The sequence below is a fragment of the Nocardia sp. NPDC050718 genome, from assembly GCF_040654235.1.
In the GTDB taxonomy this organism is placed as follows: Bacteria; Actinomycetota; Actinomycetes; order Mycobacteriales; family Mycobacteriaceae; genus Nocardia.
The window spans coordinates 40,577-53,776 of record NZ_JBFAHQ010000004.1 but is presented as its reverse complement, the minus strand read 5'-3'; the positions used below and the strand labels follow the sequence as shown (position 1 = coordinate 53,776).

Here is a 13,200-nt window from a genome sequence, read left to right as displayed (position 1 = left end):
GAGATGCCAGTGAAACTCACCAGCAGTGTCTACGGGATAGCGTCGATCGCGGCGGTCGTGCTGATGACCGCCGCGTGCAACTCCGACGACACCGCGTCCACGACGACCGCCTCGACACCCCCGGCCAACACCCTGCAGAGCAGCATCGTCGCCACGGCGTCTTCGGCGGTCAGCTCCGTGCGCGACAACGTGCAGCAGACGGTGCAGGACGCGATCAACAAGATCCTGGTCGCCGCCCCGATCTCCTTCGACCCGGGCAGTTCCGACCTCGGCACGACCGACACCGTCACCCTCAAAGCGGTCGCGGCCGCCCTGCAGGGCAACGACACCAAGATCGAGGTCACCACCTACGCCCAGGACTCGAACGTGGCCACCGCCAAAACCCTGGCCGAGGCCCGCGGTGACAATATCGCGGCCGAGCTCGAGGCCGACGGCATCGACAAGTCGCGCATCACGGTGAAGTCCGACGCGAATCCGTCCGACCCGCAGGTCGATCCCGATCAGGCCAAGATCACGGTGGTCGACGGATAGACCGGACGGCACCGACACGGAGCGGATGTGGATGTCCTCGTAGCCGGTTCGACCGGGTTCATCGGACGGCGGCTCTGCCCGGTTCTGCAGGAGTCGGGCCACACCGTGCGGGCGATGACCCGGCATCCGGGCAACTATCGCGGCGCGGGCACCCCCATCGGTGCCGACGTCGCCGACCGGGAGTCGCTGTATCCCGCGCTGCGTGACTGCGACTGCGCCTACTACCTCGTGCACTCGCTGACCGAGGCGGACTTCGCACAGCGCGACGCGGCGGCGGCACGCAACTTCGGGCAGGCGGCCGCCGCGGCCGGCCTCGAGCGCGTCATCTACCTCGGCGGGCTGGGGGACGACGCCGATCGTCTCTCGGCGCACCTGCAAAGCCGCAGGCAGGTCGAGACGCTGCTCGGCGAGGCCGGTGTCCCGGTCACGACATTGCGCGCCGGGATCATCGTCGGGCACGGCGGGATCTCCTGGGAGATCACCCGGCAGCTGGTCGAGCACCTGCCCGCGATGATCACCCCGCGCTGGGTCCGCACCCGCACCCAGCCGATCGCCGTCGACGACGTGATCCGCTACCTCGCGGGCGTGCTCGACGAGCCGCGGACGATCGGCCACACCTATGAGATCGGCGGTCCGGATGTGCTCGCCTATCTCGACATGCTGCGGCGCGTGGCCCGGATCCAGGGTCGGCCGACACCGATCGTGCCCGTCCCCCTCCTTTCCCCGCGACTGTCGTCGCTGTGGCTCGCGCTGGTCACCGATGTCGATGTGCAGACCGGCCGCTCGCTCATCGATTCGATGGTCAACGAGGTCGTCGTCCACGACACCTCCATCCGCGATCTCCTGCCGTTCGACACGATCGGCTACGACGAGGCGGTCCTGCGAGCGCTCGGCGAGCGCGTCGGGCTGCGGCACGACGCATGAGGACCGGCTCGTGGCCGCGGAGGAGACGGCCGAGGCGGGGCGAGCGACGGCCAGGCGAAGTCGCCGTCGTCGGCCTGACCGGCGCGGCGCTGCTCGGCGCCTCGCTGGCCGCACCGCCGGCGAGCGCCCGCTTCTACGGCCTCACCCTCGCCACGGCGGCCACCCTGACCCTCGGTGGTCTGGCCACCACCCCACCACCGATGCGACCGCGCGACCGACGGGTGCTCGTGCCCGCGATCACCGGCGTCGCGGCCTTCGGCGCGTTCTACGGGTGCGCCCTGATCGTGCGACGAATCCCGGTGCTGCGCAGCGCGATCACCGAGCTCCTGCGCTACGCCGATCGTGGCAGGACGCCCGCGGTGCTGTTGACCGCGCTGGCCAACGGCGCGGCCGAGGAGGTCTTCTTCCGCGGTGCCGTCTACCACGCCGCGCCCCGTCGGCCGGTCGCCGTGTCCACCGGCGCCTACGTCCTCAACACGACCGCGACGCGCAATCCGGCGCTGGTGCTGGCCGCGGCGGTCATGGGCACCCTGTTCGGCCTGCAGCGCCGGTACACGGGCGGGATCCAGGCGTCGTTGATCACGCACCTGACGTGGTCGACCCTGATGCTGCACTTCCTGCCACCGCTGTTCCTCGACGACCACCGCCCGACATCGAAGTCCCTAGGATGACCCCCATGCCAGTCACGATGAACAATGTCGGCATCGTCGTCGAGGATCTCCCGGCGGCGATCGAATTCTTCACCGAACTCGGCCTCGAACTCGAAGGCCGCGCCATGGTGGAGGGCGAGTGGGCCGGACGCGTGACCGGCCTCGGCGACCAGCGGGTCGAGATCGCCATGATGCGCACGCCGGACGGGCACAGCAGGCTCGAGCTCTCGCGCTTCCTCGTGCCGCAGGTGCTCGCCGGTCCCCGGGAGGCCCCGGTGAACACGCTGGGCTACCTCCGCGTCATGTTCACCGTGGACGACATCGACGACACGCTCGCTCGCCTGGGCAGATACGGCGCGCAACTCGTCAGCAGCGAGGTGGTGCGCTACGAGGACGTCTACCGCCTCTGCTACATCCGTGGCCCCGAAGGCCTGCTCATCGGGCTCGCCGAAGAACTCCGGTGACGCCGGACCGGAGAGGGTTCGTCCGCGGGATCTCATCCGGGCCGGACCGGGTGCGTGGGCTCGGTCACGGCTTCGCAATCTTGCGTCCTGATTCGCCCACGACCGTAGTGCCCGAGACGTACGGTAATCACCGACCACCGTCGTCGAATCCGGCCGCGGTGGTGAACGGTGGCGGAGTCGAAAGTTGGTGAGTACTAGTGGTATCCGAGTCGGAGTTCGAAGAACTGTCGCGTCGAGCCGAGGTCGACGGTACCGCACCGCGAGTCGGTGCGATCATCGATCGCGGCGGACAGGTACTCCTACTCGCGCGCCACGACACCGGCCCGATCAAGGCCACGCTGAAGCTTCCCGGCACCACCGTGCTGCCGCGTGAGCCCCTCGCCGACGCGGTCGTCCGGGGCGTGTACGAGGAAACGGGCCTGACCGTCACCGGGATCCGGCACCACGTCGGGGATTTCGACTACCTGTCCCCCGACGCGCACCCGGTGCGCCGCCTGCATTTCGCGGTGGATGTCGCGGCGACCGATCCGATCCGTCTCACCGTCCACGCCCGGTACGTCTGGGCGCCACTCGACGGCGAACTCCTCGTGACGTCCTCCATTCGCCGCATCCTCGAGACCTACCGGACTCTCGTCCATCCCTGAGGCCGGACGCGCCGCGGACGACTAGCGCCGAGCGGTTCGCGCGGTGCCGGTCAACCGGCGGTTGGTCACCCGCAGCTGCCGTGCGGTGCTGGTGGCCAGCGCGCGCGTCTGCCCGGAATCGAGACGGCCACAGACGCGCCCCCAGTGGACGGCGACCTGATCACCGACCGCCACGTCGGTCGCGAGGTGTTCGTCGTCCACTTCGGCGCGCTGGAGCGCCGGGACGGACAGCCGCAGCAGCGGACCGTCCAGGACCAGCCGCTGACAGCGGACAGCGACCGTGCTTCCGTCGCGAGCGGTCACGGTGCCCCAGGTGATGCGGCAGCTGTCCAGGATGCGGATCGGGTGTTCGTCGGCGCCGCGCCCGAGCAGCCGGGTCCAGGGGTACACGCCGAAGACGTGGAAGCCGTGGTTGGCGGCGGCTTCCGCGGCGAGGTCGGCGTTCAGGTACGACCAGTAGTGCCCGGCCATCGGCGCGATGATCGCGAGCAGTTCGGTGGTGAAGGCGTCGGCGTCGAGGTCGGCGCCGACCCCGCCGCCGAGCCAGTAGGACTCGACGAGGCGCTGGTCGAGGGGATCGGTGATGCCGGTCAGTCTCGACATGGCCCGCAGGTAGGGCCAGGCGCCGGAGAACTGCCGGGCCAGGACACGGATGTCGGCGGCGGAGCCGTGGTGCAGCGCCCGCGCGTCGGCGGGACCGCAGTAGCCGAGCCGGTTGGGCGCGTAGGCGTAGCGGGCGAACATCTCGGTCCCGTCGATGATCGCGCCTCCCGTCAGCAGATCCGTGGCAGTTGTTCTCCGGCGGGCAGATCCACCACCCTGGTCCCGCCCAGGGCGGTGCGGGCGACCACCATGCCCGGATGGTCCTCGACGCACACCCCGATGGCTTCGGCGCGGGCGCCCAGCGGGTGCGCGCGCAGGGCCGCGAGCACCCGGTCGGCCTCCTCGGGCGCGACGAAGGCGATCAGCTTGCCCTCGTTGGCGACATACATCGGATCGAGGCCGAGCAGGCCGCACGCGTCCCGCACCGCGTCGGGCACGGGCAGCTTCCGTTCGTCCAGCGCCACACCGACTTTCGCGACACCGGCGATCTCGTTGAGCGTCGCCGCGACTCCGCCGCGGGTCGGATCGCGCAGCACGTGCACATCGGCGCCGGTGGCCAGCATCGCGGCGACCAGGCCGTTGAGCGGCGCGGTGTCGCTGCAGACGGTGGTGCCGAATTCGAGGCCTTCACGGCAGCTCATCACCGCGACACCGTGCACTCCGATGTCACCGCTGACGAGCACGACGTCACCGGGGCGGGCGCGCTGCGGACGGATGTCGACGCCCTCGTCGACGACGCCGATGCCCGCTGTGTTGATGAAGATCCCGTCTCCGTGACCGGAGTCGACCACCTTGGTGTCGCCGGTGACCAGCGTGACGCCGGCCGCCAGCGCGGCGGTGCCGACGGCCTCGGCTACCCGGGCGATCTCGGCGAGCGCGGTGCCTTCCTCGAGGATGAACGCCGTGGACAGCACCATCGGCCGCGCGCCCGCCATGGCCAGGTCGTTGACGGTGCCGTTGACGGCCAGGTCACCGATCGACCCGCCGGGGAACACCAGTGGTTTCACGACGAAGGAGTCCGTCGAGAACGCCAGGCGCGTCCCACCGAGGGTGAGCACCGCCGAATCGCCCATCCCGGCGTCGGCGGCGGCGCCGAACGCGGGCAGGAACAGGTGCTCGATCAGCTCACCCGACATCGCTCCCCCGCCACCGTGGCCCATCACGATGGTCGGCGAGTCGCGCAACGGCATGGGACACACCCAGCCGTCCATGTCGAGCGCGGCCGCGTTGTCCTCACGCATGAGCCACCTCCGCGGGCAGGTCGAGGCGCCGGTACAGGTAGTAGGCCGCGCACGCGCCTTCGGAAGACACCATGGTGGCCCCCAACGGGTTCCGCGGGGTGCATTGCTTGCCGAACGCGGCGCATTCGTGCGGCTTGATCAGCCCCTGCAGCACCTCGCCGGAGCGGCAGATCGAGGACTCGGCGGTGTGCAGGTCGGTGACCGCGAACCGGTCCTCCGCGTCGTAGGCGCGGTAGCGTTCGGAGAGGCGCCAGCCGCTGTCGGGGATCACGCCGATGCCGCGCCAGGCGCGGTCGGTGACCTCGAAGACATCGGCGAGCATCGTCTTCGCGGCCGGGTTACCTTCGGCGCGGACCGCACGGGGGTAGGCGTTCTCCAGTTCGTGCCTGCCGTTCTCGAGCTGGGTGACGGTGCGCCGGATGCCTTCCAGGATATCGAGCGGCTCGAAGCCGGTGACCACCATCGGCACCCCGTACTTGTCGGCCAGCGGCGGGTATTCCTCGGTTCCCATCACGCTGCAGACGTGTCCGGCGGCCAGGAAGCCCTGCACCCGGCAGCTCGGCGATTCCATGATCGCGGCGATGGCGGGCGGGACGAGCACGTGCGAGACCAGCAGCGAGAAGTTCTCGATACCGAGCTTCTTGGCCTGGTAGACGGTCATCGCGTTGGCGGGCGCGGTGGTCTCGAAGCCGATGCCGAAGAACACCACCTGCCGGTCCGGGTTCTGCCGGGCGATGGTCAGCGCGTCCAGGGGCGAGTACACCACGCGGACGTCACCGCCTTCGCTCTTGACCCGGAACAGGTCGCGTTCGCTGCCCGGCACCCGCAGCATGTCGCCGAAGGAGCAGAAGATCACCCCGGGCTGGGCGGCGATCTCGAGCGCCTTGTCGATCACCTCGAGCGGAGTGACGCACACGGGGCAGCCGGGGCCGTGGATCATCTCGATCTCGTTCGGCAGCAGCTGGTCGATGCCGTGTCGGATGATCGAATGGGTCTGTCCGCCACAGACTTCCATGATGGCCCACCGCTGGGAGGTGGCCGCGCGGATCTGGTCGAGCAAGTTCTTCGCCAGGTCGGGGTTGCTGAATTCGTCGAGATACTTCATGACGTCACCTCCGTGTCGTCGCCGGCGCCGGCGTCGGTCGCTGCCGGTTCTGCCGTGGGATCGGGGAGCCCGGATTGTTTGGCGGCGAGGGCGAACCCGTCGCCGAACTCCTCGTTGAGCACACCGAGGTGCTCGAATTCGGCCAGTGTGCGCAACGCCGATTCCTCGTCGAGGCGCTGGATGGCGAAGCCGACGTGGACCACCACGTAATCGCCGATCGCCGCGTCCGGAATGTATTCCAGGCACACGTCTTTGTGCACGCCGCCGAAGTCGACGACCGACATCATGGTGCCGTCGCGTTCGTGCAGGCTGAGCACCTTTCCCGGGACTGCCAGGCACATCGCTGCTCTCCTTTCGCTCAACCCGCACCGGCGGCGAGTAGTTGCCCGAACGCGAGACCACCGTCGTTGGGCGGCAGTCGGCGATGGGTGATGACGTGGAATCCGTTGTCGCGCAGTGTGGCGCGTGCCGCCGAGAGCAGCAGCGCGTTCTGGAACACCCCACCCGAGAGCGCGACGGTCGTCGGGGGCGGTGCGAAATCGAGGGCGAGGTCGAGGACCAGCGCGGCCACGGCCCGATGGAAGCGGGCGGCGATGACGGCCGCCGGGACACCGTCCGCGGTGTCGGTGACCACGGCGGCCACGACCGGGCCCGGGTCGATCACGGCCGGGTCGGCGCTGTGCTCGAGCCCGAACCGGTAGGCGCGGGCGCCGGGGTCGACGGCCCGTGCGAGGGCCTCCAGTTCGATCGCGGCCTGGGCCTCATAGTCGACGGTGTGGCGGACCCCGGCCAGCGAGGACACCGCGTCGAAGAGCCGTCCCATGCTCGAGGTCGGAGTGCAGCCGAAGCCGGACCCGAACTGGTGTGCCAGCACCGCCCGCTCGTCGGCCGGGCAGGCGGCGACCGAGGCGATCGTGTCCGACCAGTCCAGGCCCGCGGACCACAGGTGCGCCAGCGCCATCCGGTAGGGCCTGCGCACGCTGACGTCCCCGCCCGCCAGCGGCACGTACTTCAGGTGCGCGAGCCGCCGGTAGCCCTTGTAGCCGGCGGCCAGGACCTCGCCGCCCCAGATCGCGCCGTCGGGTCCGAATCCGGTGCCGTCGAACGCGATCCCGGTGACCGTGTCCGTGGCACCGAGTCCGTGTTCGCCCATGACCGCGGCGATGTGCGCGTGGTGATGCTGGACGGTGTGCACCGGACGGCCGTCGGCGTGGGTGCGCGCCCAGGCGGTGGATCGGTAGCGCGGATGCGCGTCGGCCACGAGCTGAGTGGGGTCGACGCCGGTCAATTCCGCGAGGTGCTCGGCGGCGAAGCCGAAGGCGCGCAGGGTGGCCAGGTCGTCCATGTCGCCGATGTGCTGGCTGAGCCACGCGTAGCGGCCCTCGCCCACCGCGCAGGTGTTCTTCAGGTCCGCGCCGACAGCGAGCGTCGGCGGCACCGGGACGGGCAGGGTCAGCGGGAGCGGGGCGTAGCCGCGCGAGCGGCGCAGGGGCAGTTCGCTGCCGTCGACGACGCGCACCACCGAGTCGTCGCACGGGGTGAGGATGCGGCGATCGTGGGCGAGCCAGCCGTCGGCGAGGCCCGCGAGGCGGGTGCGGGCGTCGGCGTCGTCGAAGCAGATCGGTTCGCCACCGAGATTGCCCGAGGTCATCACCAGGACCCGCGGGCCGGGCGGGTCGCCGGGGAGCCCGAACAGCAGCAGGTGCAGGGGCGTGTAGGCGAGCAGCACGCCCAGGTCGGGGTTGCGTGGCGCGATCGACGGGGCGAGCGCGTCGCCGCGACGCGGCAGCAGGACGATCGGCCGTTGCGGGCCGCCGAGCAGTGCGGCGGCGTTGTCGTCGACCTCGGCGATCGTGCGCGCGGTGGCCAGGTCGGCGACCATGACGGCGAAAGGTTTGTCGCCGCGCCGTTTCCGGCGGCGCAGGGTCGCCACGGCGGACTCGTCGGCGGCGTCGCAGGCGAGGTGGTAGCCGCCGATGCCCTTCACGGCGAGGATTCCGCCCTCGCGCAGGAGGTTTCGGGCCGACTCCACCGGGTCACCCGGCCCGGACCAGGTCAGCCGGGGGCCGCAGTCGGGGCAGGCGATGGGCTGGGCGTGGAAGCGCCGGTCGGCCGGGTCGGCGTACTCGGCGGCGCAGCGCGGGCACATCGGGAAGTCGGCCATCGACGTGCTCGGCCGGTCGTAGGGCAGTGCGGCGATGATCGTGAATCGGGGGCCGCAGTTGGTGCAGTTGATGAACGGGTGCCGATAGCGGCGGTCGGCGGGATCGGTGAGTTCGGCGGCGCAGTCGGCGCAAATCGCGACGTCGGGTGAGGCCAGGGTGCGGCCGCCGCCGTCGCGAGTGGTGTCGGCGATGCGGAATCCGGTGCCGCCGAGGAGTTCGACGGTGCGCTGGTCGACCGATTCCACGACGGCCAGCGGCGGCGGACGCTCGCGCAGACGCCGTGCGAACTCGTCCAGATCGGCGGGCGCGCCTTCGATCTCGATGATCACCCCCGCGCTGTCGTTGGACACCGATCCGGCCAGGGACAGTTCGGCGGCGGTGGTGTAGACGAAGGGCCGGAAGCCGACGCCCTGCACCACCCCGCGAACCACGAGGCGACGGCGTTGCCGGTCGGCGGTCATGGCTGTTCGCCTCGGCCGAGCAGGTTCAGCCCGGCCAGCGCGGTGGCGGCACCGGCCTCGTCGGTCTTCTCGACCGCCAGCCCCATGTGGATGATCACCCAGTCACCAGGGTGCACCGGATCCTCTTCCAGCAGACCGATATTGACCTTGCGGTCCTCGCCGGAGACCGTGACCAGGGCGAGCTGCCCGTGATAGCCGTCGAGGATCTCCACGACCTGTCCTGGGATGCCGAGGCACATGGTTCATCCCTCCGATCGGTTCGGGTCGGGCACCCGCGCAGCCGAGGCCAATCGGGTGAGCACCTCGGCCACCGCGACCACGGCCGGGTCGACCGCCGCGAGGACCGGTGCGGACAGTCCGATGCCCTCCGCCACCGAGTGGACCTGGCAGCCGACGACGACGGTCGGCGGCAGGGTCCCGCCGAGCGCGCGCACGCTCGCGAACACGGCGTCGGGGTTCATGGCGTGCGCGTCGAGCTGCGCGGCGCCGGTGGCGTCGGGTTCGGCGTGGAAGACCGACAGCGCGCCGGGGGTGCCGCGATCGGGGATCGCGTCGACGAGGACCAGCGCGTCCCAGGGGTCGAGCAGGTCGTAGGCCAGGTGCATGCCGCGGATGCCGTAGTCGACCACGCGCACGTCCGCACCGTGCGGCGGGAGCCGTCGCACCACTTCGGGCCCGAAACCGTCGTCGCCGAGGAAGATGTTCCCGATCCCGGCGACGAGCACCCGTGCCGTCATCTCACATCCGGCGCATCTTCAGGTAGCGCTGCAGGTCCGGGATCGACCGGACACCCAGGACCGCGGCGACGGTCGCCACCACCGCGGCACACGCCACCGCGATCATTCCTATCGTGGCCATGATTGACCTCTTCTCTCATTCTCGTCGGCTGTCGAGTGGTTCGATCTCCTCCGGGGCGAAATACAGGTAGCGGCCGTACCATTCGTGCAATTCGGCGGCCGGGTCGTCCTCGATGACCACGCCGACGTGCGCCTGCCCGTCGACATCGGCGTGCACCGTGACGACCCGGGCGACCCGGCCGTCGTAGAACAGGTCGTGCGCGTCGGCGCGGCGCGACGGATGCAGGCGGACCCGGGTGCCGTTGCGCACCTCGACAGCGCCGACCATGACCGCGTCGGACTCCGGCCGAACGGCGTTGTCGGCCATCGGGTCCCACCAGTCGACACCGTCGGGCACCTCCGGGATCAGCGCGGCGTCGGCGTGGGGATCGCGCAGGACCCCGTGCAACTGCTGGAGGGCGTCCGGGGTCATGGCGTCGCAACGGTCGATGATCTCGGCGGCCCGCCGATCGGTCGCGCGGGCGGCCGCCTTCTCCTGATCGGTCATGGTCATCACCCGCAGGGTGAGGATCTCGTCGATCTCGGTGGAGTCGAACAGCGGTCCTTCGCTCTGCTCGGCGATCTCGGGGTGGTCGTAGAGGATGATCGGGGAGATCAGCACGATGCCGTGGTCGCCGGGCGGTCCGGCCAGCACCGGGAAGCAGCGGTGCTGGACACAGCGGGCCACGGCGGCCTCGGCGTCGGGTGGGGGTTCGAGCAGCGAGACGAACGAGCCGTCGTCGACCTCGGCGATGACGTGCGCGCCGATGAGGGAGCGGGCCATCGCTTCGGGCTGGTCGGCCGCCGGGGCACCGATATTGCGCAGGGTCACGCTCAGCCGCGTCCAGCGCCCGTCGGGTTCCACCGCCACCTGCATCTCACCGTCGAGGTGCTCGCGGGTGCGGACCAACCGGCCTGCCGGTGTCTCGTCGGGTCCCGGGATCGCCTCGACGTCGGTTCCGCCCGGAATCGACAGGCGTGCCGTCGAATCGGTCGGCCGCAGCGGCCCGATCCGCTGCTCGCATTCGACCGCCTCGTCCCAGCTGATCCACGATCGCCCGGCGATCCGCAGCTCGGCGACCGGGACTCCCCCGGCATCCTCGACCGCGCGGCGCTGCAGCTGCAGGAACCGGACGGTCAGGGTGATCGAACTGCGCGCACCGGCGTCGAGCAGGCACTGGGCCGACAGCTCCGCTTCCTCCCCCAGACCCGCCGCGGCCGCACCAACCGGGCCGAGGACGCCGAACTGCCAGCGCGACTGGTTCTTCGCCGAGTTCGCGCGGTACGGGTACAGCAGGTAGCCCTCGTAGAGCACCGCGTCGGCGACCGCGCGTGCCCTGGCTCGTGATCGCGTGAGGTCGGCACTCATGAGGTGTCCTCGGCGGTGTCGAGCAGCCGGGTGACCGCGTCGTCGAAGCCGAGCAGTCCGTGCTCGGACTTGTAGGCGACGATCGCGTCGAGGGTGTCGCGACGCAGCCGCAGCCAGCCCGAGTTCGGGAAGTGCGCGGCCATCAGGTCGTCCCACACCGAGACCGGCATCTCGAATTTGTCCTCGCGGTCCCACGGGATCTGCTGGATCGCGAAACCGGTGGCGCCACGGATGAACACGGTGCCGCTGAACAGGAAGATCAGGGGCACGGTCCCCTCGCGCAGCGCGTGCAGATACTTGGTGCCGCTCACTTCGAAGTCGTAGGTGCACGGCATCGGCAGGTCGATCTGGGCACCGCCGTGGAATCCGGGAACCATGGTGGCGCAGTGCATCCAGAGGAAGGAACGCTGGGTGTCGCGCCAGCGTTCGCGCGGCCCGAACAGGTCGATCAGGCCCGCACTCTCCTCGTCGGTGTAGCCGCGCCGGTGCGGTTCGATCCGCACCTGCGCGCGCAAAGCGATGGCGTGCACCGGCTCCTCGCCGAGCGCGGCGATCCCGACGCGCGCGGTCAGGGTCGGCGTCACGGCGTAGGGCTCGGGCGCGATGCCGAGGACCGCGAAGGTCGTCGAGTAGGCCGGGCACATCACACACCCCCCGGCCGGGCCCGCGCCGACACCGTGGCGAAGAACTCGTCGAGGTACCGGTGCACGTCCTGGCCGCCGTCGAACCCGCGCCACAGCAACCGCATCCGGCCGACGAACTCGTAGCAGGCGTCGATCGGCAGCAGCAGACAGACGGCCTCGGCGGTGCCGCGCTCGGGGACCCTGATCATCAGCGCCTCGACATCCGGGACGGCCACATCGATCTCCGGGTGCCGGTCGAGCAGGGTGCGCCACTCGTCGAGGGGCAGTTCGGATTCGGTGGCGCCCGTCGGACCCGGATAGAACGCGACGGTGCGGCCCAGCGCGGAATTGTCGAAGAAGAACGCCAGGCCCACCGGGATCTCGAGCGCGTCCCACTCGCCGTGGCCGAGGGCGAACTCCGGGAAGCTCAGGTACCGATCGGGCACCGCCCGGTACCGCAGGGCAGCGTTCTGATCGGTGAACAGCAGGTAGCAGCCCCGGCACACGCACAGCAGCTGGCGCCCTTCGACATTCACCACGTGCTGGTGCTCGGCGGTGAGGGGCTCCGCGCACATCTCGCACCGCTCGCCCGCCGCGACGGCGGGCTTGCGGTCGACGGTGAGGCGCCGCAGCACCCCCAGCGGAGAACTCACCCGGCCACCCCCACCGGAACGGCCACCGACAGTTCGCCGGCGCGCACCAGCAGCGGCAGCGGTTCGAGATGGCCGTCGCCGTCCACCCGGGCACCGGCGTGGACGGCGTCGTAGTGCGCTCGGCAGGTCGGACAGCGCAGGACCGCGTCCCCGATCGGGAATCCGACCCGCCGCTGCAGCGCGGCGCCGGCCAGGGAGTGGTCACACGCCGGACAGTGATCGCGGTAGACGAACAGTTCGTCGCCGACCCGGCAGGCGAGCACCGCGTATCCACCGATGGCGAAGCCACCGACCTCGCCGGCACCCAGCTCCCCCAGCTCCGGGACGGCGATCCAGCTCCCGTGCTGTTCGGCCACCGGATGGTGCTCGGCGTGCACCCGGGTGAACAGCGAGTCGGCCGAGATCAGGGCATCGGACGACTCCGGTTGCGCGGCAGCCACTTCGATCGACTCGATCTCCGGCGCCGCGGCGCGCACCGCGTCCTCCACGGCCAGTTCCAGGGTCACCGAGGACGACGGGCAGGTCCGGCAGCTTCCGGACAGTTCCAGGCGCACGACACCGTCTACCACGCCGAGCAATTCGACATCGCCACCGTGGGACCCCAGGTAGGGGCGCACACTGTCGAGGGCCGCGCGGACCCGGGTGTGCACATCGTGCGGATGCAGGCCGTGCACCAGCAGCAGGCTCGCGACGAGGTCGTCGGCGGCAAGCCGGTCGCGCACGTCGTCGTCGACGACCGCGAGCACCCGGGCCAGTCCCTCGCCGTAGAGATCGGAGACCTCGCGCACCAGTTGCTCGGCGCGCTCACGAGCGACGACCCCACCCGCTGAACTGGCGTCGAGCAGGGTCTCGATCCGCTCGCCTGCGCCGCGCCATCGGTCTCGGTCGATCGCTGCCTCGTCGTGCTCCCCCTGCCGATCCGGCGTCACCG

16 protein-coding genes are annotated in these 13,200 nt (G+C 70.7%); 5 read left to right on the top strand and 11 right to left on the bottom strand.

The genetic code is table 11. The annotated features are described in order from the left end of the window. Nucleotides 1–9: 9 nt before the first annotated feature. From AB0H54_RS19215 to AB0H54_RS19195, 5 genes are all read left to right on the top strand, one after another. A complete protein-coding gene (locus tag AB0H54_RS19215) occupies nucleotides 10–531 on the top strand; it encodes an OmpA family protein (RefSeq protein ID WP_355272677.1) in 522 nt (173 codons plus the stop codon). 27 nt (nucleotides 532–558) lie between these two features. Then, a complete protein-coding gene (locus tag AB0H54_RS19210) occupies nucleotides 559–1,455 on the top strand; it encodes an NAD(P)H-binding protein (RefSeq protein WP_357346670.1) in 897 nt (298 codons plus the stop codon). Beyond that, on the top strand, nucleotides 1,452–2,126 hold the full coding sequence (locus AB0H54_RS19205; RefSeq protein ID WP_357346669.1) for a CPBP family intramembrane glutamic endopeptidase: 675 nt from the start codon (nucleotides 1,452–1,454) through the stop codon (nucleotides 2,124–2,126). The genes AB0H54_RS19210 and AB0H54_RS19205 overlap by 4 nt, the downstream gene beginning before the upstream one ends. 5 nt (nucleotides 2,127–2,131) lie before the next feature. Next, a complete protein-coding gene (locus tag AB0H54_RS19200; RefSeq protein ID WP_357346668.1) occupies nucleotides 2,132–2,569 on the top strand; it encodes a VOC family protein in 438 nt (145 codons plus the stop codon). A 197-nt stretch (nucleotides 2,570–2,766) separates the two neighbouring features. Next, complete coding sequence (locus tag AB0H54_RS19195; RefSeq protein ID WP_355272687.1) at nucleotides 2,767–3,213, top strand: NUDIX hydrolase; 447 nt, start codon at nucleotides 2,767–2,769, stop codon at nucleotides 3,211–3,213. Between the two features lie 21 nt (nucleotides 3,214–3,234). On the opposite strand, the gene AB0H54_RS19190 is transcribed toward AB0H54_RS19195, so the two are convergent. The 11 genes from AB0H54_RS19190 to AB0H54_RS19140 form a co-directional block, all read right to left on the bottom strand. Continuing rightward, on the bottom strand, nucleotides 3,235–3,957 hold the full coding sequence (locus tag AB0H54_RS19190; RefSeq protein WP_357346667.1) for a DUF6390 family protein: 723 nt from the start codon (nucleotides 3,955–3,957) through the stop codon (nucleotides 3,235–3,237). A gap of 29 nt (nucleotides 3,958–3,986) precedes the next feature. Then, entirely contained in the window at nucleotides 3,987–5,057 is a 1,071-nt protein-coding gene (gene hypE, locus AB0H54_RS19185; RefSeq protein WP_357346666.1) for a hydrogenase expression/formation protein HypE, read from the bottom strand. After that, entirely contained in the window at nucleotides 5,050–6,162 is a 1,113-nt protein-coding gene (gene hypD, locus AB0H54_RS19180) for a hydrogenase formation protein HypD (RefSeq protein ID WP_355272695.1), read from the bottom strand. Before hypD ends, hypE begins: the two co-directional genes overlap by 8 nt. Then, nucleotides 6,159–6,503: a HypC/HybG/HupF family hydrogenase formation chaperone gene (locus AB0H54_RS19175; RefSeq protein ID WP_355272698.1), complete on the bottom strand. Its 345-nt coding sequence runs from the start codon at nucleotides 6,501–6,503 to the stop codon at nucleotides 6,159–6,161. Before AB0H54_RS19175 ends, hypD begins: the two co-directional genes overlap by 4 nt. 17 nt (nucleotides 6,504–6,520) lie before the next feature. After that, entirely contained in the window at nucleotides 6,521–8,788 is a 2,268-nt protein-coding gene (gene hypF, locus AB0H54_RS19170; RefSeq protein WP_357346665.1) for a carbamoyltransferase HypF, read from the bottom strand. Continuing rightward, nucleotides 8,785–9,027 (bottom strand): HypC/HybG/HupF family hydrogenase formation chaperone, encoded by a 243-nt coding sequence (locus AB0H54_RS19165; protein WP_357346664.1) that lies wholly within the window; start codon nucleotides 9,025–9,027, stop codon nucleotides 8,785–8,787. Before AB0H54_RS19165 ends, hypF begins: the two co-directional genes overlap by 4 nt. Nucleotides 9,028–9,030: 3 nt before the next feature. Continuing rightward, entirely contained in the window at nucleotides 9,031–9,525 is a 495-nt protein-coding gene (locus AB0H54_RS19160; RefSeq protein ID WP_357346663.1) for a hydrogenase maturation protease, read from the bottom strand. A gap of 136 nt (nucleotides 9,526–9,661) precedes the next feature. Continuing rightward, nucleotides 9,662–10,993: a hypothetical protein gene (locus AB0H54_RS19155; protein WP_357346662.1), complete on the bottom strand. Its 1,332-nt coding sequence runs from the start codon at nucleotides 10,991–10,993 to the stop codon at nucleotides 9,662–9,664. Further along, the gene (locus tag AB0H54_RS19150; RefSeq protein ID WP_357346661.1) at nucleotides 10,990–11,637 is read right to left on the bottom strand and encodes a DUF6084 family protein; all 648 of its coding nucleotides are present in this window, start codon (nucleotides 11,635–11,637) and stop codon (nucleotides 10,990–10,992) included. The genes AB0H54_RS19155 and AB0H54_RS19150 overlap by 4 nt, the downstream gene beginning before the upstream one ends. Next, complete coding sequence (locus AB0H54_RS19145; RefSeq protein ID WP_357346660.1) at nucleotides 11,637–12,269, bottom strand: DUF5947 family protein; 633 nt, start codon at nucleotides 12,267–12,269, stop codon at nucleotides 11,637–11,639. The genes AB0H54_RS19150 and AB0H54_RS19145 overlap by 1 nt, the downstream gene beginning before the upstream one ends. Next, entirely contained in the window at nucleotides 12,266–13,198 is a 933-nt protein-coding gene (locus tag AB0H54_RS19140) for a NifU family protein (RefSeq protein WP_357346659.1), read from the bottom strand. The genes AB0H54_RS19145 and AB0H54_RS19140 overlap by 4 nt, the downstream gene beginning before the upstream one ends. Nucleotides 13,199–13,200 lie beyond the last annotated feature (2 nt).

Bases quoted from the DNA above. Each gene is read 5' to 3' on its own strand.
- hypE (WP_357346666.1), bottom strand. From the start codon at position 5,057: ATGCGTGAGGACAACGCGGCCGCGCTCGACATGGACGGCTGGGTGTGT.
- AB0H54_RS19160 (WP_357346663.1), bottom strand. From the start codon at position 9,525: ATGACGGCACGGGTGCTCGTCGCCGGGATCGGGAACATCTTCCTCGGC.
- AB0H54_RS19205 (WP_357346669.1), top strand. From the start codon at position 1,452: ATGAGGACCGGCTCGTGGCCGCGGAGGAGACGGCCGAGGCGGGGCGAG.
- AB0H54_RS19175 (WP_355272698.1), bottom strand. From the start codon at position 6,503: ATGTGCCTGGCAGTCCCGGGAAAGGTGCTCAGCCTGCACGAACGCGAC.
- AB0H54_RS19155 (WP_357346662.1), bottom strand. From the start codon at position 10,993: ATGAGTGCCGACCTCACGCGATCACGAGCCAGGGCACGCGCGGTCGCC.
- AB0H54_RS19200 (WP_357346668.1), top strand. From the start codon at position 2,132: ATGCCAGTCACGATGAACAATGTCGGCATCGTCGTCGAGGATCTCCCG.
- AB0H54_RS19150 (WP_357346661.1), bottom strand. From the start codon at position 11,637: ATGTGCCCGGCCTACTCGACGACCTTCGCGGTCCTCGGCATCGCGCCC.
- AB0H54_RS19165 (WP_357346664.1), bottom strand. From the start codon at position 9,027: ATGTGCCTCGGCATCCCAGGACAGGTCGTGGAGATCCTCGACGGCTAT.
- hypF (WP_357346665.1), bottom strand. From the start codon at position 8,788: ATGACCGCCGACCGGCAACGCCGTCGCCTCGTGGTTCGCGGGGTGGTG.
- hypD (WP_355272695.1), bottom strand. From the start codon at position 6,162: ATGAAGTATCTCGACGAATTCAGCAACCCCGACCTGGCGAAGAACTTG.
- AB0H54_RS19190 (WP_357346667.1), bottom strand. From the start codon at position 3,957: ATGTTCGCCCGCTACGCCTACGCGCCCAACCGGCTCGGCTACTGCGGT.